Annotated in this window: 20 protein-coding genes; 5 read left to right on the forward strand and 15 right to left on the reverse strand. The window is 71.2% G+C overall.

Annotation, left to right across the window (positions count from 1 at the left end; translation table 11 throughout):
• Positions 1 to 2 precede the first annotated feature (2 nt).
• Both AC0IW9_RS09645 and AC0IW9_RS09650 read right to left on the reverse strand, forming a co-directional pair.
• Positions 3 to 968: a Bug family tripartite tricarboxylate transporter substrate binding protein gene (locus AC0IW9_RS09645; protein ID WP_471648018.1), complete on the reverse strand. Its 966-nt coding sequence runs from the start codon at positions 966 to 968 to the stop codon at positions 3 to 5.
• Between the two features lie 56 nt (positions 969 to 1,024).
• On the reverse strand, positions 1,025 to 1,966 hold the full coding sequence (locus AC0IW9_RS09650) for an endonuclease/exonuclease/phosphatase family protein (RefSeq protein ID WP_471648019.1): 942 nt from the start codon (positions 1,964 to 1,966) through the stop codon (positions 1,025 to 1,027).
• A 45-nt stretch (positions 1,967 to 2,011) separates the two neighbouring features.
• Between AC0IW9_RS09650 and AC0IW9_RS09655 the strand changes: the two genes are divergently transcribed.
• Genes AC0IW9_RS09655 through AC0IW9_RS09665 form a run of 3 tightly spaced genes read left to right on the forward strand, consistent with a single transcriptional unit; the run spans position 2,012 to position 3,883 of the window.
• Positions 2,012 to 2,626, forward strand: coding sequence for a hypothetical protein (locus AC0IW9_RS09655; RefSeq protein ID WP_471648020.1), 615 nt, complete (start codon positions 2,012 to 2,014; stop codon positions 2,624 to 2,626).
• A 24-nt stretch (positions 2,627 to 2,650) separates the two neighbouring features.
• Positions 2,651 to 3,433 carry an SDR family oxidoreductase gene (locus AC0IW9_RS09660; protein WP_471648021.1) on the forward strand — a complete coding sequence of 261 codons (783 nt, stop codon included), beginning with the start codon at positions 2,651 to 2,653 and terminating at the stop codon, positions 3,431 to 3,433.
• Positions 3,434 to 3,439: 6 nt separating this feature from the next.
• The gene (locus AC0IW9_RS09665) at positions 3,440 to 3,883 is read left to right on the forward strand and encodes a MaoC/PaaZ C-terminal domain-containing protein (RefSeq protein ID WP_471648022.1); all 444 of its coding nucleotides are present in this window, start codon (positions 3,440 to 3,442) and stop codon (positions 3,881 to 3,883) included.
• A 6-nt stretch (positions 3,884 to 3,889) separates the two neighbouring features.
• On the opposite strand, the gene AC0IW9_RS09670 is transcribed toward AC0IW9_RS09665, so the two are convergent.
• The 3 genes from AC0IW9_RS09670 to fusA all read right to left on the reverse strand — a co-directional run bounded on the left by AC0IW9_RS09670 (position 3,890) and on the right by fusA (position 9,643).
• Positions 3,890 to 5,962 (reverse strand): sensor histidine kinase, encoded by a 2,073-nt coding sequence (locus tag AC0IW9_RS09670; protein ID WP_471648023.1) that lies wholly within the window; start codon positions 5,960 to 5,962, stop codon positions 3,890 to 3,892.
• Positions 5,963 to 6,028: 66 nt separating this feature from the next.
• On the reverse strand, positions 6,029 to 7,468 hold the full coding sequence (gene rfaE1, locus AC0IW9_RS09675) for a D-glycero-beta-D-manno-heptose-7-phosphate kinase (RefSeq protein WP_471648167.1): 1,440 nt from the start codon (positions 7,466 to 7,468) through the stop codon (positions 6,029 to 6,031).
• A gap of 93 nt (positions 7,469 to 7,561) precedes the next feature.
• Complete coding sequence (gene fusA / locus AC0IW9_RS09680; protein ID WP_471648024.1) at positions 7,562 to 9,643, reverse strand: elongation factor G; 2,082 nt, start codon at positions 9,641 to 9,643, stop codon at positions 7,562 to 7,564.
• A gap of 278 nt (positions 9,644 to 9,921) precedes the next feature.
• On the opposite strand from fusA, the gene AC0IW9_RS09685 reads away from it, so the two are divergent.
• Positions 9,922 to 11,619 (forward strand): methyl-accepting chemotaxis protein, encoded by a 1,698-nt coding sequence (locus AC0IW9_RS09685; protein WP_471648025.1) that lies wholly within the window; start codon positions 9,922 to 9,924, stop codon positions 11,617 to 11,619.
• An 18-nt stretch (positions 11,620 to 11,637) separates the two neighbouring features.
• Here AC0IW9_RS09685 and wrbA read toward each other — a convergent pair whose 3' ends face one another.
• From wrbA to uraH, 3 genes are read right to left on the reverse strand one after another with little or no spacing between them, the layout of a single operon-like run.
• Positions 11,638 to 12,237, reverse strand: coding sequence for an NAD(P)H:quinone oxidoreductase (wrbA, locus tag AC0IW9_RS09690; protein WP_471648026.1), 600 nt, complete (start codon positions 12,235 to 12,237; stop codon positions 11,638 to 11,640).
• A 51-nt stretch (positions 12,238 to 12,288) separates the two neighbouring features.
• Complete coding sequence (locus AC0IW9_RS09695; RefSeq protein ID WP_471648027.1) at positions 12,289 to 12,693, reverse strand: ankyrin repeat domain-containing protein; 405 nt, start codon at positions 12,691 to 12,693, stop codon at positions 12,289 to 12,291.
• Between the two features lie 35 nt (positions 12,694 to 12,728).
• Entirely contained in the window at positions 12,729 to 13,088 is a 360-nt protein-coding gene (uraH, locus tag AC0IW9_RS09700) for a hydroxyisourate hydrolase (protein WP_471648028.1), read from the reverse strand.
• Positions 13,089 to 13,194: 106 nt separating this feature from the next.
• On the opposite strand from uraH, the gene AC0IW9_RS09705 reads away from it, so the two are divergent.
• A complete protein-coding gene (locus tag AC0IW9_RS09705; RefSeq protein ID WP_471648029.1) occupies positions 13,195 to 14,466 on the forward strand; it encodes a M20 family metallo-hydrolase in 1,272 nt (423 codons plus the stop codon).
• Here AC0IW9_RS09705 and AC0IW9_RS09710 read toward each other — a convergent pair.
• The 7 genes from AC0IW9_RS09710 to AC0IW9_RS09740 form a co-directional block, all read right to left on the reverse strand.
• Entirely contained in the window at positions 14,463 to 15,470 is a 1,008-nt protein-coding gene (locus AC0IW9_RS09710; RefSeq protein WP_471648030.1) for an inorganic phosphate transporter, read from the reverse strand. The genes AC0IW9_RS09705 and AC0IW9_RS09710 overlap by 4 nt on opposite strands.
• On the reverse strand, positions 15,470 to 16,114 hold the full coding sequence (locus AC0IW9_RS09715; protein ID WP_471648031.1) for a DUF47 domain-containing protein: 645 nt from the start codon (positions 16,112 to 16,114) through the stop codon (positions 15,470 to 15,472). Before AC0IW9_RS09715 ends, AC0IW9_RS09710 begins: the two co-directional genes overlap by 1 nt.
• 82 nt (positions 16,115 to 16,196) lie before the next feature.
• Positions 16,197 to 17,159: an MBL fold metallo-hydrolase gene (locus AC0IW9_RS09720; RefSeq protein WP_471648032.1), complete on the reverse strand. Its 963-nt coding sequence runs from the start codon at positions 17,157 to 17,159 to the stop codon at positions 16,197 to 16,199.
• Positions 17,156 to 17,551 (reverse strand): DUF2155 domain-containing protein, encoded by a 396-nt coding sequence (locus AC0IW9_RS09725; RefSeq protein WP_471648033.1) that lies wholly within the window; start codon positions 17,549 to 17,551, stop codon positions 17,156 to 17,158. Before AC0IW9_RS09725 ends, AC0IW9_RS09720 begins: the two co-directional genes overlap by 4 nt.
• A complete protein-coding gene (locus AC0IW9_RS09730; RefSeq protein WP_471648034.1) occupies positions 17,548 to 17,766 on the reverse strand; it encodes a hypothetical protein in 219 nt (72 codons plus the stop codon). Before AC0IW9_RS09730 ends, AC0IW9_RS09725 begins: the two co-directional genes overlap by 4 nt.
• Positions 17,763 to 18,293 (reverse strand): outer membrane lipid asymmetry maintenance protein MlaD, encoded by a 531-nt coding sequence (gene mlaD / locus AC0IW9_RS09735; protein ID WP_471648035.1) that lies wholly within the window; start codon positions 18,291 to 18,293, stop codon positions 17,763 to 17,765. The genes AC0IW9_RS09730 and mlaD overlap by 4 nt, the downstream gene beginning before the upstream one ends.
• Before the next feature lie 3 nt (positions 18,294 to 18,296).
• On the reverse strand, positions 18,297 to 18,650 hold the full coding sequence (locus tag AC0IW9_RS09740) for an NADH-ubiquinone oxidoreductase subunit NDUFA12 family protein (RefSeq protein ID WP_471648036.1): 354 nt from the start codon (positions 18,648 to 18,650) through the stop codon (positions 18,297 to 18,299).
• Positions 18,651 to 18,660 lie beyond the last annotated feature (10 nt).

Raw genomic sequence — 18,660 nt, forward strand, 5'->3', positions numbered from 1 at the left:
CGCTATTCCGGCTGGAAATTGGCGAAGCGGAGCAGGGCGGCGTTCTTCTCGACATCGGCGGCGATGAAGCGGGCGGTCTCGGCGGTGGATTCGGCGATGGGTTCCAGGGCGAGGCCGGCGAGGCGCTGGATGGTCGCCGGCTCCCGCAGCCCGGCCTGGAGGATGGCGTTCATCCGCTCCACCTGCTCCCGCGCCATGCCGCGGGCGGCCCAAACGCCGTACCAGCTGGCGAATTCGAAACCGGGCAGGCCCTGCTCGATGGCGGTCGGCACGTCGGGCGCCAGGGCGGAGCGGTCCCGCGCGGTGATCGCCAGGGCGCGAACATTGCCGCTGCGGGCGGTGGGCAGCAGGGCGGCGGCGCTGTCGAAGAGCAGCTGGATGTTGCCGGCCTGGACATCGACCAGCGCCGGGGCGGTGCCGCGATAGGGGATGATCTCGATCCCGGCGCCGGTCGCCTGGTTGAAGGCGACGGCGGCGAGATGGCCGGAGGCGCCGAGGGAGGAGGTGGCGAAGCTCCAGGCGCGGGGATTCGCCTTGGCGGCGGCGACCACCTCGGCGAGTGAGCGCTGCGGCCGCCTGGGGTCCATCACCAGCATGGCGGGCGCCCGGCCGGTGCGGGCGACGGGCTGGAAATCCGCCAGCGGGTCGTAGCCCGGCGCCTTCAGGACCAGGTGCTGGAGCACATGGGTCGAGGCGGAGCCGAGGATGGTATAGCCATCGGCCGGGGCCTGCAGCACCGCCTGGGTGCCGATGACGCCATTGCCGCCGGGCCGGTTCTCCACCACCACGGTCTGGCCGAGGCCTTCCCCCAGCGTCTGCGCGGCGAGCCGGGCCATGGCATCGGTGGCGCCGCCCGGCGTGTAGGGGATGATCAGCCGCAGCGGGCGGCTGGGCCAGGCGCCCTGCGCCTGGACGGCCGGGCCCGCCAGGGCCGCCAGACCCGTGGCCAGTATCGCGCGCCGCTGCATCGGTATCCTCCCGTTCCGGCCGGATGGTTGCACCACCGGCGCGACGGCGGAAGCCGTTACGGCAGGCGGAGGCGGAGGCTGACCGGGCAGTGGTCCGAGAGGCGCTCGCGGTAGTCCTGGCCGCGTTCGGCATAGACCAGGACGCGCAGGCTGTCCGGCACCAGCCAGTCCCGCGCCGGGCCGCCGAGCAGGATATGGTCGATGAAGGACCGGCCGCCGCGGCCGCTGGCCCAGCAGGGGTTGGAGGTGCCCTCGGTCGCCCGCAGCAGCGGGGTGGTGGCGGTCAGGCTGCGCCAGAGCTCGTCGTTCGGATTGGTCATGGTGCGGTTGAAGTCGCCGAGCAGGGCGAAGGGGATGCCCTCGGCACGGCGCGCGGCGATCCATTGGGCGAGGATTTTGCCCTGCCGGATGAGCTGCGCGCAATCATTGTCGTCGCGGCCGTTCGAGCCGGAGGCGCAGCCGCTTTTCAGGTGGAGCGAGAGCAGGCGGATGCGGGCGCGGCCCGAGTCGACCGTGATGTCGGTGCCGCGGCGGAGTGAGAAGCGGGCCCCGGGATTGAGGTCGAGCGCCTCGAGGTCGCGGTTCTGGGTGACGCGCAGGCCGTGGCGGATGGCGAAGCCCGAGCGCTGCAGGTCGTCCTCGTCGGGGAAGTAGAAGGCGTAGCGGCGGGGGTCGATGACCCGGGCGGCGGCCTCCGGCCCGTCGATCTCCTGCAGGGCGAGGATGTCGGCGTCCAGCCGCTGGGCATAGCCGGCCAGCAGCGCGAGGTCGGCCGGCCGGCGCTGGGTCCGGTCGCGCGGCAGCAGGTGGTCGCGGTCGGTGAGCCAGGCGATGTTCCAGGTGGCGAGCTTGAGCTCGCCCGGTTGGGCCGGTGTCTGCGCCGGCCTCTGGCTGCTGCGGCCGGCGGGGTGGTGCTTCGGGGCGGGCTCGTCTGGAGTCAGGGTCCGGTAAAGGCCGAGGGCGATGAGCAGGGCGGCAAAAAGGGCGATCAGGCGCATGCGGGCGACCTTGCCGGTTGGGGAGGAGGGTGCCTAGCCTGGAGCATGATGCGCATCCTCCTCGCCCTGTCGCTGCTGGCGGTGCCGGGCCTCGCCGCGGCCCAGCCGGCACCCAACCAACCGGCACCCAACCAGCCGGCACCCAAGTTGCCCGAGACCCCACTGCAGCTGATCGCCGCCTTGCCGGAGCTGGCGGCGGGCTGGCGGCGGGGCGAGGTGACCGATTTCGAGGCGCGGCCGAACGGGGCCGGCCTCGGGGCGGCGGCGGAGTACCGGCCGGCGGCGGGTGGCCCGGGGGTGGCGACGGTCTATCGCTACGATCGCGGGCTGGAACCGGCAGCGGCCGTGGCGAGCCTGGAGGCCGAGCTGTCCCAGGCGGTGCGGGAGGTGGAGATCCTGGGGCCGCAACGCCGTTATCGCGTGGACGGGCGGCTGCCGGCGGAGCCGGTCCCCGGGCCGGATGGCCAGCCGGCGCTGCGCTGCGAGGCCCTGGGCCTGGCCTTCGAGGGCGGCAACCGGGCGGAGGGCTTCCTCTGCCTCGGCGTGGTGCGGGGCCGCTTCCTGAAGCTGCGGATGACCCTGCCGCTCGGGCCGCCGGGCGCTGCGGCGCAGCTGGTGCAGGCCTTGGGGCGGGAGGTCGTGGCGGCCGCCGCCCGCTAGACGATGGATCAGGGAGGATCGGGAATGCAGGCGAATACGGCGCCGCTGACGGTGCGGCTGGATGGGTTGCGGGTGGCGATCACCGCCGGGGCAGGCGGGATCGGCCGGGTGCTGGCCGACGGCTTTGCCGGCTGCGGTGCCCGGGTCTTCGTCTGCGACGTGGACCGGGAGGCCCTGGCGAGCTGCCCCTATCCCTCGATGACGGCCGACATGGAGACGGTGGAGGGCTGCGAGGGCTTCGTCGATGCCGCCGTCGCCAGGCTCGGCGGGCTGGATGTACTGGTGAACAATGCGGGCATCGCCGGGCCGACCGCGCGGGTCGAGGATGTGACGCCGGAGGCGCTGAGCCGCACCCTCAAGATCGACCTCGAGGCCATGTTCCATTGCGCCCGGCGGGCGGTGCCGGCGCTGCGGGCGGCCGGCGGCGGGTCGATCGTCAACCTCTCCTCGGCGGCGGGGCGCTTCGGCTTTCCGCTGCGCAGCCCCTACGCGGCGGCCAAGTGGGGCGTCATCGGCTTCACCAAGTCGCTGGCGATCGAGCTGGGCGGGGACGGCATCCGGGTGAATGCCATCCTGCCCGGGCTGGTCGCCGGCGACCGCATCCGCCGGGTGCTGGAAGCCAAGGCCCAGGCCCGCGGCTGGAGCTTCGCCGAGCAGGAGGCCGATGCGCTGAAGAACGTCTCGCTGCGCTGCTACGTGACGCCGCAGGACATCACCAACATGGCGCTGTACCTCTGCAGCCCCTTCGGCGCGACCATCAGCGGCCAGTCCATGGCGGTCGACGGCGACATGCAATCCCTGATGTGAGTGACCATGGACCCCATCGAATCATTCGACGCCCTGACGGTCGGCCAGGAATTCGACTTCGGCCGCCTGGTGATGACGCGGGCGGAGATCCTCGACTTCGGCCAGCGCTTCGACCCGCAGCCGATGCATGTGGATGAGGCGGCGGCGGCCGAGGGGCCCTTCGGCGGGCTGATCGCCAGCGGGCTGCATACCCTCTCGGCCTGCTTCGCGCTGATGATCCGCACCGGGGTCATCGCCAAGACCTCGCTGGGCGGGGCGGGGATGGAGGTGGCCTGGCCGGCGCCGGTGCGGCCGGGGGACGAACTGCACATCACCGGCCGGGTGGAGCAGCTGACGCCGAGCCGGAGCAAGCCGGACCGGGGGATCGCCAGGTTGCGCTTCACCGGGCGGCGGGTGGCGGATGCGGTGGTGGTGCTGGATGTGCTGACGACGGTGATCCTGCGGCGCTAGGCCGGATCAGGCCACGGCCAGCGGCACCCGCAGCACCACCCGGCCGCCCTTGGCGCTGCGGTCGACATCCAGCCGGCCGCCGGCCTGGCGGGTGAGGGTGGTCGCCACCCGCATGCCGAGGCCGCGCGAGGCATTGGGGTTGAAATCCGTGGGGAAGCCCGGCCCTTCGTCCTCGACCGCCAGCTCGAGTTCCGCTGCCGCCCGTTGCAGCCGGAGCGTGACGGTGCCGCCGCCGTATTTCAGCGCATTGGTCATCAGCTCCGTCGCCACGATGCCGAGCGGCGCCAGCCGTTCCAGCCCCGGCCGCAGCCCGGGCTCGGCGACCAGCAGGATGTCGCGGCCGGCACTGCGGTCGGCGAACGACCGGCGCAGATCCTCGACCAGCCCGGCCATGTAGCGGCCGGCGTCGCCGCCATCCTGGGTGTCATCCTCATAGAGCCGGCGATGCACCGCGGCGACGGTGGAGACCCGCCCGGCAGCCTCCCGCAACTGCATCGCCGCTTCGGGGGAGGCGCGGCGGGCCTGCAGCAGCAGCAGGCTGAGCACGAGCTGGAGGCTGTTCTTGACCCGGTGGTGGATCTCGCCGGCGAGGAATTCCTTCTGCGCCAGCAGCGCTTCGCGGTCCTGCTCCAGCGCGCGCCGGGTGGTGACGTCGATGAAGGCGCCCAGCACCAGCCTGGTCCCATCCGGGGTGGCCGGCAGCAGGCTGGCCTGGGCGCGCAGCCAGCGCAGCGTGCCATCCGGCCGGCGCAGGCGGAATTCAACAGCCGGCGGTTCGGCCTCGGCCAGGATGCCGGCGATGGCGGCATCCAGCCCGGCGCGATCCGCGGGCAGCACCAGCCGGCGCAGGTGGCGATAGGCATGGCCGGTGGAGGACCCACCCGCCATGCCCAGCAGCGCGGCCATGCCATCCGACCAGCGGGCCCTGTCGCTGGCCGCATCCCAGGCCCAGACGCCGACCTCGCCGGCCTGCTGGGCGGCTTCCAGCCAGGCGCTGCGGTCGCGCAACGCGGCTTCGGCGGCATCGCGGGCGGCGCGTTCGGCGGCGAGGGCGTTGCTCAGCTCGGCCATCTCGCGCAGCTCCGGCTGGGCGGCATTGGGCTGAGCGAGGCCGCGGAGCGACTGGGCGAGGCGATGGGCCAGCAGCAGGGCCAGCGCCACGCTCAGCCCGACGATGGGCGCCACCACGGAGGCCAGCCGCAGCATGGCCGTCCAGCGCAGGGCTGCGAAGGAAGCCTGCGAGGCGCCAATGGCGACCCGGTAGCCGGAGAAGGGCGCCACCGAGAAGGCGACCAGGACCTGCTCGCCCTCCATGTTGACGCTGTCGGGGATCAGCCCCTCCGTCCGGTCGCCCATGCGGGCGGCCACCGCCTCGGGGGTGCGCTGGCCGACCCAGATCTCCTCCGACCGGTTGCGGGCGACGAGGGTCAGGACGCGGTCGGAGACACTGGCGGCCCAGCCTTCGGGCATCTGCTGTTCGAGCAGCGCGGCGGTCAGCCGCTCGCGCGGCAGGATCAGCGCCAGGGCATAGAGCACCGGCCCATCGCGCCCGGCCCGGACCGGCACGGCAACCAGGATGCGGGGCTGCTCCGCGGCGGAGCCCTCGCTGAAATTGCTGATCTCGGTGCGGCCGGAGCGGAAGACGCGCATGGCCTCGGGCGCGGCCGGCAGGCCCTGGGCCAGCCGTTCGTGGGTGGCCATGGTGCTGGCGCGCTGGCGGCCATCCGGGCCGGCAAGCGCCATGTCCGGCAGGCCGAGGATGTCGCCGGCGATGCGGCCGCTTTCGATGAAGCCGGTGAAGTCGCCGTCGCGGATCGACGGCATCAGGGCGAGGCCCTGCAGCAGCGCCTCGGCCCGGGCGAATTCGCGGTCCACCACACGGGCCATGGCGCGGGCGGTGGCGAGCAGCTGGTTCGCAACCTGATCCTGCGCCGTCGCATAGGCCTGCCACAGAGCGATGCCGGCCAGAGTGCCCATGGCCAGCGCGAGGGCGAGCACCAGGGAGAGGATGCGGCTGCGCAGGCTGGACGGCACTCTCAGGCCGGGGAGGAGCAGCCGCGCAGCGGCGCGATTAGGCAAGGCAACGGTTCCATCACGAATTACGCAGCAGTATACCGCATTTTCGCGAGGGCCGTGAGGCCGATATCACCCCTGGGGTGATTGCAGGCGGCGGATCACCCCCGTGGTGGAGCGGCCCGGCAACAGGTCGAGCAACAGGACCTCGCCCCCGGCGGCCTGGACCTCGGCCGCACCGACCACCTGATCGATGCGGTAGTCCGCGCCCTTGATGAGCACGTCCGGCAGCAGCAACCGGATCAGTTCGAGCGGCGTCGGCTCGCCGAAGGCCACCACGGCATCGACCGAGGCGAGGCCGGCGATGACCGCGGCGCGGTCGCCCAAGGCATTCACCGGGCGGCTCGGTCCCTTGAGCCGGGCGACCGAGGCATCCGTGTTCAAGGCCACCACCAGCCGGTCGCAGCGGCGCCGCGCGGCGCGCAGCATGGCGACATGGCCGGCGTGGAGGATATCGAAGCAGCCATTGGCGAAGCCGACGCGGAGGCCATGCGCCTTCCAGTCGGCGACCAGCCGGGCGGCGGCGGCGTGGTCCAGCAGCATGCCCTCGTCGGTGCCGGCACCGCCTTCGGCCCGCAGCGCATGCGCCAGCTCATCGGCGCCGACCGTCGCGGTGCCGAGCTTGCCGACGACGATGCCGGCGGCGGTATTGGCGATGCGCATGGCCTCCGCCAGCGGATGCCCGGCGGCATGGGCCAGCGCCAGGGTGGCGATGACGGTATCGCCGGCGCCGGAGACATCGAAGACTTCCCGCGCCAGGGCCGAGACGCTTTCGGCGGTCCCGGCCTCGACCAGGGTCATGCCCTTCTCGGCCCGGGTGCAGAGCAGGGCCGGGGCCGCGGCGGCGGCCATGACGTGGCGGGCGGCGGCGATCACCTCGGCTTCCGTGCCGGCCGGCATCCGGGCGGCGCGGGCCAGCTCCCGCGCATTGGGCGTCAGGCAATCGGCGCCGCGGTAGCGGCTGAAGTCATCCGATTTCGGGTCGGCGAAGACCGGGATGCGCAGCGCGCGGGCGGCGGCGATGGCGGCGGCGATCACCTCCGGCGCCAGGACGCCCTTGGCGTAGTCCGAAAGGATCAGCGCCTGGCAGCCGGGCAGGGCGGCGGCGGTGGCGGCGACGAGGGCCGAGGCTTCGGCGGCATCGGCCGGGCGGGTGGTCTCGTCGTCCAGCCGGGCGAGCTGCTGGGTGCCGGCGATGAGGCGGGTCTTGCAGATGGTCGGGCGGGCGGCGCTGGCGACGGTCGCATCGGCGATGCGCGGGTCATCGGCCAGCAGGGCGCGGAACTCGGCCGCGGCCGGGTCCTCGCCCAGCAGCCCGACCAGCACCGCCTGGCCGCCGAGGGCGGAGATGTTGCGGGCAACGTTCCCGGCGCCGCCGGGCATGGCGATGGTCCGGCGCAGGCGCATCACCGGGACCGGGGCCTCCGGCGAGATCCGGTCCACGTCGCCGTAGAGGAAGCGGTCGAGCATCACGTCGCCGAGGACGAGGATGCGGCAGCCGGTGAAATTCAGCATGGAATCGCAATAAACCTGTCGGGGCCGGAATTGCAAACGGCGCGCGGGAGGACCCGCGCGCCGTCGCCTTTTAGCCTGGGTAGGCCGGGATCAGGCGGACTTCGCCATGATCTCGTCCGCGATGTTCCGCGGCACCGGGTCGTAGTGGTGGAACTGCATCGAGAAGGAGGCGCGCCCCTTGGTCATGCCGCGCAGGTTGGAGATGTAGCCGAACATCTCCTTCAGCGGGACATGGGCCCGGACGATGACCGAGGTGCCGGCCATGTCCTGCGACTGGATCACGCCGCGGCGGCGGTTGAGATCGCCCACCACGTCGCCGACGTGATCCTGCGGGGTGGTCACTTCCACGTCCATGATCGGCTCGAGGATGACCGGACCGGCCTTCTTCATGCCTTCGCGGAAGCAGGCCTTGGCGGCGATTTCGAAGGCCAGCGCCGACGAATCGACGTCGTGGTACTTGCCGTCGACCAGGGTGTAGCGGAAATCGACGGTCGGGAAGCCGGCGAGCACGCCGGTATCGGCCTGCACCTTGATGCCCTTTTCCACGGCCGGGATGTATTCGCGCGGCACCGAGCCACCGGTGGTGCCGTTGACGAACTCGATGCCCTCGTTCCGCTCGCGCGGCTCGAACACGATCTTGACCTCGGCGTACTGGCCCGAACCGCCCGACTGCTTCTTGTGGGTATAGGTCTCGGTATGCGGCTTCGAGATCGTCTCCCGGTAGGCGACCTGCGGGGCGCCGATATGGGCGTCCACGCCGTATTCGCGCTTCAGGCGGTCGATGATGATCTCGAGGTGCAACTCGCCCATGCCGGACAGGATGGTCTGGCCGGTCTCCTGGTCGGTCTTGAGGCGCAGCGAGGGATCCTCGCCGGCCAGCTTCTGCAGGCCGAGCGTCATCTTCTCGACGCCGTCCTTGGTCTTCGGCTCGACGGAGATGTCGATGACCGGGATCGGGAAGGCCATGCGCTCGAGCACCACCGGATCCGCCTGGTCGGCGAGCGTATCGCCGGTGCCGGTGTCCTTCAGCCCGACGAAGGCGGCGATGTCGCCGGCGAAGACTTCCTTGATTTCCTCACGCTTGTCGGCGTGCATCTGGAACATCCGGCCGATGCGTTCCTTGTGGCCCTTGGTCGTGTTCATGACCATGTCGCCCTGCTTGAGGACGCCGGCATAGACGCGGACGAAGGTCAGGTTGCCGTACTTGTCGTTGATGATCTTGAAGGCCAGGCCGGCGAAGGGCAGCTTCTCGTCGGCCGGGATGATGCGGCGCTCGACGCTCTCGTCCTCGCCTTCCTCGGCGGCGACCTTGATGCCGGGGATGTCGATCGGGCTCGGCAGGTAGTCGATCACGCCGTCGAGCAGGGGCTGCACGCCCTTGTTCTTGAAGGCGGTGCCGCACATGACCGGGCGGAAGGTGCCGTCGATCGTGCCGCGCTTGATGGCGCGCTTCAGGGTCTCGACCGAGACGTCGCCCTTCTCGAAATACTCCTCCATGCCGGCGTCGTCGACGGACAGCGCTGTATCGAGCAGGATCTGGCGGTACTCGGCCGCCTTCTCCTTCAGATCCTCGGGGATGTCCTCGTAGTGGTAGGCGGCGCCGAGCTCGTCGCCCTCCCAGATGATCGCCTTCATCTCGACCAGGTCGACGACGCCCTTGAAGGTGTCCTCGATGCCGATCGGGAGCTGCAGGGTGATCCAGGTGATGCCGAGCTTCTCGGTCAAGGTCGCCGCGGCGCGGTAGAAGTCGGCGCCGGTGCGGTCGAGCTTGTTGATGAAGATCAGCCGGGGGACGTTGTAGCGGTCCGCCAGGCGCCAGTTGGTCTCGGACTGCGGCTGCACGCCGGCCACGCCCTCGATGATGAAGACGGCGCCGTCGAGCACGCGCAGCGAGCGGTTCACCTCGATGTTGAAATCGATGTGGCCGGGGGTGTCGATGACGTTAATCCGGTAGTCCTTCCACACGGCGGTCACGGCCGCGGAGGTGATGGTGATCCCCCGCTCGCGCTCCTGGTCCATGTAGTCGGTGGTGGTGTTGCCGTCGTGGACCTCACCGATGCGGTGGGACTTGCCGGTGTAGTAGAGAATCCGCTCGGTCGTCGTGGTCTTGCCCGCGTCGATATGCGCGGTGATGCCGATATTGCGGATTCGGTCGAGCGGGGTGCGCGCCACGGTAGGGCCTCCAAAGGCAAAAGCGGGCCCGGCCGCGGATTGGTTTCCGCACCGCCCGCCGAGGTCTGACTGGTTCAATCTGGTATCGCGGGGGAAATGCCCCCTCCGGCCGGGATTTGCAAGCGGGTTTCCTGCAGGGAGGGCACCAGGGGTGGGAACGGCCGACGGGAAATTCGTTTCACTATACGCGTTACCGTTAACGCGATCGCAAACCCGGGGGGGGTAAAGCCGGCCTGCCCACCATTCCCGGCCCCCGGTTTCAGGAGCGTCCCCGCATCATGCTGTCCCTGTTCAGGAACACGCGCCTTTCGGTCAAGATCATGGTCCCGCTGGCAATCCTCGCCGTGGTGGCGATCGGGTCCGGGGGATTCGTCAGCCGGACCCTGATTGTCACGGATGCCAAGTATTCCCAGCTGCTGGGCCGGGAAAGCACGGCGGCGCTGTTCGCGGCCCGGCTCAACATCCTTGCCGTCGACCTGGCCCGCGCCGTCTGGCGCAGCGTCGCGGTGGCCGATCCCGCAGGCACGGCGGCCTCGATCCGCGAGGTGAGCGCGATGGACGCCGCATTCTCCAACCGGACCGGTCCCATCCGCGCAGTGGTCGCCCGGACCGCGCTCGACGTCATCCTGACCGACATGGAAAAGGATTTCCTGGCGCTGCGGCTGGTGGCGCTGAACGGGTTGCGCCTGCAGCAATCCGGCCAGCTCGACGCAGCCCGGACCCTGCTCACGACGAGCTTCTACCGGCAGGTCAACGACCTGCGGGCGAAGAACCAGATCCTGACCGAAACCCTGGAGGCGGCGGCGGCCCGGCGGTCCCAGGCCCTCTCGGCGGAGACCGACGTGGCGGCGCTGACGTCGATTCTGATGCTGGGCCTCGGCGTGGCGCTGAGCCTGGTGCTGGGCATCTGGCTGACTCTCTCGACCACCGTCAGGCCCCTCGGCCGGCTGCAGGGCAGCATGCGGCGCCTGGCCGACGGCGATCTGACGACCGAGGTCGGCGAGACCGAACGGGGTGACGAGATCGGCGCCATGGCCCGCGCCCTGCAAGGCTTCGCCACCAGCCTGCAGGCGGGCGAGGCGCTGCGGCTCGAGCAGGAGGCTATGAAGATCCAGGCCGAGGTGGATCGCAAAGCCGCCCTGGTCGGGCTGGCCGGCAACCTGCAGCAGACGGTGGGCGGGGTGATCGATGGCATCGCCTCGGCCGCATCCGAGCTGAATGCGGCGGCGACCTCCATGGTCGGCATCGCCGATGCCACCAGCAGCCGCGCCGGCGTCGTCAGCACCGCGACCGCGGAAGCCAGCGGCAACGTCAATACGGTGGCCGCCGCGACCGAGGAACTGGCCGCCTCCGTCGCCGAGATCAGCCGCCAGGTGGCCGATAGCGCCCGGATGGCCGCCGGGGCCGTGGAGCAGGCGAACCGCACCAATGCGACCGTGGCCAACCTGACCGAGGCGGCCGCCAAGATCGGCGAGGTGACGCGGCTGATCGGCGATATCGCCGGGCAGACCAACCTGCTGGCGCTGAACGCCACGATCGAGGCGGCGCGGGCCGGCGAGGCCGGCAAGGGCTTCGCGGTGGTGGCGAGCGAGGTGAAGGCCCTGGCCAACCAGACTGCCCAGGCCACGGGCAGCATCGCCACCCAGATCCAGGCGATGCAGGCCGCGACCCGGGAGGCCGCGGCCGATATCGGCGCCATCCGCGAGAGCATCACCGGCATCAACGAGGTCACCGCGGCCATCGCCGCCGCGGTGGAGCAGCAGGGGGCGGCGACCCGCGATATCGCCCAGAACGTCCAGCGCGCGGCGGTCGGCACCAACGAGATCGCCGGGGCGATCGATGGGGTGACGGCGGCGGCGGCGGAGACCGGCGGAGCAGCGGGGCAGGTCCAATCGACCTCCTCCACCCTCGCCACCCAGGCCGCGACCCTGCGGCATGAGATGGGCGAGTTCCTCGGCCGGGTCCGCGCCGCCTGATCCGCCGCGGCGGAGGTCTCAGCCGAAGAGCTTCGCCGTGATCTCCGCCACGTGCTTGCCCTGGAAGCGGGCCATCTCCAGCTCGTTCTCGCTGGGCTGGCGCTCGCCCTTGCCGCCGGCGATGGTGGTGGCGCCATAGGGGGTGCCGCCGCTCACCTCGTCGATCCGGGTCAGGCCGGCGGCGCTATAGGGCAGGCCGACCTGCACCATGCCGTGGTGGAACATCATGGTATGCATGGCCATCAGGGTCGTCTCCTGCCCGCCATGCTGGCTGGCGGTGGAGGAGAAGGCGCTGCCGACCTTGCCGACCAGCGCGCCACGGGCCCAGAGGCCGCCGGTCTGGTCCCAGAACTGCGCCATCTGTGCCGCCATCCGCCCGTAGCGGGTCGGGCAGCCGATGATGATGGCATCGTATTGGTCCAGCTCCTGCGGGCTGGCCTCGGGCGCGGCCTGGTCCAGCTTGGCATGGGCCTTCTCCAGCACCTCTCGCGGGGCCAGTTCCGCCACGCGCTTCACCGTGACGGTGGCGCCGGCGGCGCGGGCCCCTTCGGCGACGGCGCCGGCCATCGTCTCGACATGGCCGTACATCGAATAATACAGCACCAGAACACGCGCCATCAGGGCCTCCTTTTGTCGCGGCCCATACGCGCCGGCCCTGGTGGCGTTGCCTTACCAGACCATTCGTTCCGCCTCGGCGTCGGTCGAGAGCCGGCGGGCGAGGTCGGCATGGCCGGCTTCCGTCGCCAGATCCGCGGCGGTGCGGCCGGCGGGGTCGCGCAGCGCCGGGTCGGCGCCATGTTCCAGCAGCAGCGCCACCGCATCCTGTTGCCCGGCGCTGGCGGCCGCCATCAGCGCCGTGGGTGCCTCGCGCGGGTCGCCCTCCGCCGCCTCCATGGCGCCGCGTTCGAGCAGCAGGCGCAGCACCGCGAGATGGCCGTGGCGGGCGGCGAGCGCCACCGGGTCGGCCACCTGGCCGGAGCGCGGGGCGGCCAGGGACGGATCGGCCGCAAGCATGGCGGCGACCGCGGGCGCATCGCCCTGGCCGACCGCGGTGAGGAAATCCGGCTGGTCCATTCCTGTGCCTCCCGCCTGTGACGGGCGGGAAACGCTCAGGACCCCCGGTAGGTTGTATAGCTGAAGGGCGAGCAGAGCAGCGGCACGTGGTAATGGCCCTGGCCGGCGCCGAGGCGGATGCGGACCGGGACCACCTCGAGGTAGCCCTCGGCCGGGGTCAGGCCGCGGCCGTGGAAATAGGCGCCAACGGCGAAGCGCAGCTCATGCAGGCCGGGGACCAGAGCGGCCTCCGGCAGCAGGATGGCCTGGTTGCGGCCATCCGCCGTGGTGACGGTCCGGCAGAGCAGCACCGGCTCCGGCTCCAGCCGCCACAACTCGATGCCGACGCCTTCGGCGGGGCGGCCCTCGGCGGTATTGAGCATATGGGTGCTGAGGTAACTGTCGTGCTGCGCCATCGCCGGCCTTTCGATGCAGGTGGAACGACCGCCAGGGTGGGGCCGCTTGACGCCGGGCGGCAAGGCGCGGTTTAGCCCTGGCAGCAGTGAAAGTGAGCCCCGCGGCATGACCGAGACGACGATCGCCCCGAATGCCGTTGCCGCCGTCAGCGAGGCCCGGCAGTGGGACCGGCTGATGGAGATGGCGAAGCTCGGCGCCTTCCGCGGGGTGGATGGGGCGGAGGGGGTGAACCGCGCCTGCCTGACGCCGCTGGACCGGGAGGCGCGGCGGCTGCTGATCGGCTGGGGCGAGGCGATCGGCCTCTCGCCCTCCGTCGATGCGCTCGGCAACCTGTTCCTGCGGGCCGAGGGCAGGGTGCCCGGCCTGGCCCCGGTGCTGGCCGGCAGCCACATGGACAGCCAGCCGGCGGGCGGCCGCTTCGATGGCATCTGGGGCGTGGTCGCGGCGCTGGAGGCGGTGCAGGCGCTGCGCGAGGCGGGCGTCGAGACCCAGCGGCCGATCGAGGTGGTCGCCTGGACCAACGAGGAAGGCGGCCGCTTCGCCCCGGGCTGCATGGGCAGCATGGCCTATTCCGGGCATAGCGCGCCGGAGACCTGGGATGCGGTGACCGACAGCCAGGGCACGACCTTCGGCGAGGCCCTGCGGGAACATCTGGCGGCGGAGGCGGACCTGCCGCGCCGGGCACTGGGCGGTGCGCCGCATGCCTATGTCGAGGCGCACATCGAGCAGGGGCCGCAGCTCGAGGCGGCCGGGCTCGACATCGGCATCGTCACCGGCATCCAGGGCAGCCGCTGGTTCCTGGTGGAGCTGCTCGGCGCCAGCGCCCATGCCGGGACGGCGCCGGTCTCGATGCGGCGCGATGCGGTGCAGGACATGGTCCGCGCCATCACCGCGCTGAATGCGCTGATGGCGGACCCGGACGACGTGGTCCGCTTCACCGTGGCGAAGATCGAGGTGGAGCCGAATTCCTCGAACAGCGTGGCGGAGCGGGTGCGCTTCACCATCGACTTCCGCCATCCCGAGGCGGCGGTGCTGCTCGGCCGCGGCGATGCGATCGAGGCGACCATCCGCGGCGCGGTCAAGCATTGCGCGGTGGTGGTGACGGAGCGCTTCCATGCGCTGCCGGTGGAATTCCATCCCGCCGTGACCGGCGTGGTGGAACGGGCGGCGGCATCCCAGGGGCTGGGCGCGGTGCGGATGCCCTCCGGTGCCTTCCACGATGCGCAATTCATGGTGCCGCTATGCCCGAGCGGGATGATCTTCATCCCCAGCCACAAGGGCATCAGCCACAATCCGGCGGAGTATTCCTCCCCGGAGCAGCTGGCCAAGGGGACGCGGGTGCTGGCCCAGGTGCTGGCGGAGCTGGCGCGGGACTAGCCCAGCGCGCCCGCCAGCCAGTAGGTGAGCGCGGCGATCACCGCCGCGGCCGGCAGGGTCACCACCCAGGCGATGACGATATTGCCGGCGACGCCCCAGCGCACCGCCGTGGTGCGCCGTGCCGCGCCGACGCCGACGATGGCGCCGGTGATGGTATGCGTCGTCGAGACCGGGATGCCGAGCCAAGTCGCCAGGAACAGGGTCAGCGCACCGCCCGTCTCGGCGCAGAAGCCCTGCACCGGGGTCAGCCGGGTGATGCGCGAGCCCATGGTGCGGACGATGCGCCAGCCGCCGAACAGGGTGCCGCAGGCCATCGCCGCCTGGCAGGACAGCACGACCCAGTAGGGCACGTGGAACTCACCCTGCAGCAGCCCTTGGGAATAGAGCAGCACGGCGATGATCCCCATGGTCTTCTGCGCGTCGTTGCCGCCATGGCCGAGGGAATAGGCCGAGGCCGAGATGAACTGCAGCGTGCGGAAGCGGGTGTCCACCTTGAAGGGGGTGGTATGGGCGCAGGCCCAGGAGACGATCAGCACCAGGACCAGCGCCAGCAGCAGCCCGACCAGCGGCGAGAGCACGATGGCCGCCAGCGTCTTGCCCAGCCCCGACCAGACGATGGCGCCGACCCCCGCCTTGGCGACGCCGGCGCCGAGGATGCCGCCGACCAGCGCATGGGAGGAGGAGGAGGGGATGCCGAGGCCCCAGGTGATGAGGTTCCAGGCGATGGCGCCCATCAGCGCGCCGAAGATCACCTGCGCGTCCACCACCTGCGCCGCGACGATGCCGGTGCCGATGGTCTGGGCCACGTGCAGGCCGAAGAACAGGAAGGCGATGAAGTTGAAGAAGGCCGCCCAGGCGACGGCGTACTGCGGCTTCAGCACCCGGGTCGAGACGATGGTGGCGATGGAATTGGCCGCGTCATGCAGCCCGTTCAGGAAGTCGAAGGCGAGCGCCACGGCGATCAGGCCGACCAGCAGCGGCATCGAGAGGGCGGCGGCGTCCACTAGACGTGCTCGACCACGATGCCCTCGATGGCATTGGCGGCATCGTCGAAGCGGTCCACCACCTTCTCGAGCTGGTCGAGGATCTCCCGCGCGGCGATGAAGGCGAGCGCCGCGCCGGGATCGGCCTGGCGGAACAGGGTGGCGACGCCGGCGTCGTGCACGTCGTCGGCCTCGCCCTCGACCTGGCGGATCTGCTCGCAGAGCAGGTTGATCTGGGTGGCATTGGGGCTGATGCGCGCCAGCAGGGGCACCGCCTCGCGCAGCAGCTCGGCGCTGCGGACGACGGCGTCGCCGAGGCTGCGGGCATCCTCGCCGAAGTCGGTCAGGCCATAGAGCGCCATGGCCTTGGCGGTCTTCTTCATCTGGTCGAGCGTATCGTCCATTCGGCCGATCAGGGTCTGGATGTCGCTGCGGTCGAAGGGGGTGACGAAGGTGCGGCGCACCGCCTGCACCACCTCCCGGGTGATGGCATCGGCGGCATCCTCGGCGGCCAGCACCGCGGTGTAATGGTGCTGGACGGTGGTGCCGCCGGCCAGCATCGCCTGCAATTCCTTGGCGCCCAGCAGGATGGTATCGGCATGGCGGGCGAAGAGCTCGAAGAAGGCGTCCTCGCGCGGCATCAGGCGGCGGAACCAGGCGAACATCGGGAAAGTCCTTGGAACGGGCCGGGAGACTCGATGTCACCGGTTTGTCACAAAGCCGGCCAGCATGCCAAGCCGGCGGCGGTCAGCCGGCCGGCAGTTCCAGCGTGGCGCCGAAGGGCAGGGTGGCGAAATCCTCCGTCGCCAGCCCGGCTTCGGCGCGGGCCTCGGCCAGCCAGGTCTCCGGGCCGTCGATCGCCTCGTCGGTCAGGCCGGCGAAGGTGCCGAAGTGCATGCCGATGCTGCGCCGGGCGCCGAGGATCTGGTGGGCGCGGACCGCCTCGCCCGGGTCCATGTGCTGGGTGCGCATGAACCAGCGTGGCTCATAGGCACCAATCGGCAGGAGGGCGAGGTCGATGCGGGGGAAGGCGCGGGCGATCTCGGCGAAATGCGGGCACCAGCCGCTATCGGCGGCGAAATAGACGGTGGCCTCCCCGGCCTGGATGACGAAGCCGCCCCAGAGGCTGTGGTTGCGGTCGAAGGGGGTGCGGGCGGAGAAATGCTGGGCCGGGACATAGGTGATGCGCAGCCCGGCGGCCTCGGTCGATTGCCACCAGTCCAGCTCCGGCACGGCCCGGAAGCCGGCCTTGGCCAGGTGGCGGGCATTGCCGAGGCCGGTGACCGCGGGCGGCGACCAGCGGCGGCGCACCGCGCGCAGGGTCGCCAGGTCCAGGTGGTCGTAGTGGTTGTGGCTGACCAGCAGCAGGTCCACGCCGGGCAGCGCCTCCAGCGGCTGGCCGGGGGCGCGGACCCGCTTCGGGCCGGCGAAGCTCAGCGGGCTGGCGCGGGGCGACCAGACCGGGTCCAGTAGCAGGCAGCGGCCGCCGATCTGCAGCAGGAAACTGGCATGGCCGATGAAGGTGACGGCGATGCGGCCTGCAGCCACCCGTGCGGGCGGCGGCTGCGGCGGGTCCTCGATCCAGCGGGGCCAGGGGATGCGGTGCGACTGGCGCCGCCAGGCCAGGACATCGGCCAGCGTCTTGTCGGTTCGGTCGTGGACATTGTGGAAGACCCGACCGTCGAAATGGTCCGAGCGGGCCGGCGTCACTTGCAGTCGATCACCCGCAGGTCATAGACCGGATGCTCCAGCATGTTCACGCCGGGGGCATTGGCGAACATCCAGCCACGGAAGACGTCCTGGAAGCCATTGGCACGGCGGCCGTCGCTGACCTCGATGAAGGCGCTGGCATCCGGCACCTCATCCGGCGGCCGCGCATTGCAGGCGGTGACGCGGATAGTCAGCGTCCCGACCCGGGTCGCCTGGCCGACCGGGGCACGCAAAGTCGAGATCCGTGCGGTGACCTTGTCGAGCAATTGCAGCTCGGCCATGGGCTTCGGCACCCAGTCGCCGCTGCCCTGGGTTTGAGCCTGGGCCTGGGCCTGGGACTGAGCCTGGGCGATCACCGGGACCAGCAGCAGCGCAGCGAGGCAGAGCCTCATGTCCGGGCGCGCTTCGGGCTGGGCAGGCCGGCGACCAGCTCGCCGAGGATGCGGCGCATGGCGGCTTCGTCGACGCCCATGAGGACGGCATCCTCGAAGGCGTCGCGCATCATCTGGGCCAGCTCGGCATGGTTCTCGGCCAGCACCTTCAGCTTCTCCCGGCAGGACACCGGGGTGCCATCGGCGCCGGGCCAGTGCTCGGGCAGGGCAGTCATCGGGCCGGCGGGGCGGGAGCCGGTGCGGGAGCGGAGGGCGCGGCCTCGCCGCCGGCATTGGGCTGGGAGCTGTTCATCTGCGTGACCGAGAAGATGAAGCGGCCGAGCAGCGATTCAAGGCTGACGGAACCCTGGGTCTCGGTGATGCGGCCGTTGTCGGCGAGGAAGCGTTCGCTGCCGCCGGGCACCAGGGAGACATACTTGCCGCCGAGCAGGCCTTCGGAGGTGATCTCGGCCGAGGTATCGCTGGGCAGCTTCAGGCTGCGGTCCACCCGCAGCGTCAGGACTGCGCCGAAGCTGGTGGGATCGATCCGGCTATCGGTCACGCTGCCGACCTTGACGCCGGCGATGCGGACATCGGCGCCGTTCGAGAGCCCGTCGATCTTGTCGAATTGGGCGGTCAGCTGCAGGCCGTCGGTATTGGAGGCGCCGCGGCCGCTATGCAGCACGGCATAGCCCAGGAATACGGCGGCGACGATGAGCACGATGCCGCCGGTGGCGACCTCGGCGAGGCTGCGTCCTTTCACCGGCTAGGAGCCAGGGGTCCAGGCTTCGTAGTCACCGCCGGTGACCCGCCGCGTGCCCCCGACGTAGTCGTGCCCCGCCGGGCGATAGGCATGGGCGGTGCCGGTCAGGTTCGGCCGGTGTTCCTGCTGCCAGGGGTAGCGCTTGGTCTCGGACAGCGGCTCGGCCACCGTGTGGTGCAGCCAGGCATGCCATTCCGGCGGGACCACGCTCGGGTCCCGGCCGGGGAAGATCGCCCAGCGGCGGGTGCGGTTGTAGATCGCCTGCTTCGCGCGGCTCTCGTAATAGACGGTGCCGAAGCGGTCGGTGCCGACCTTGCGGCCGGTGAGCGAGGAGGTGAGGCGAAGCAGGAAGGACATGGGGCCGGGA

This window comes from Belnapia sp. AC561 (assembly GCF_979252845.1).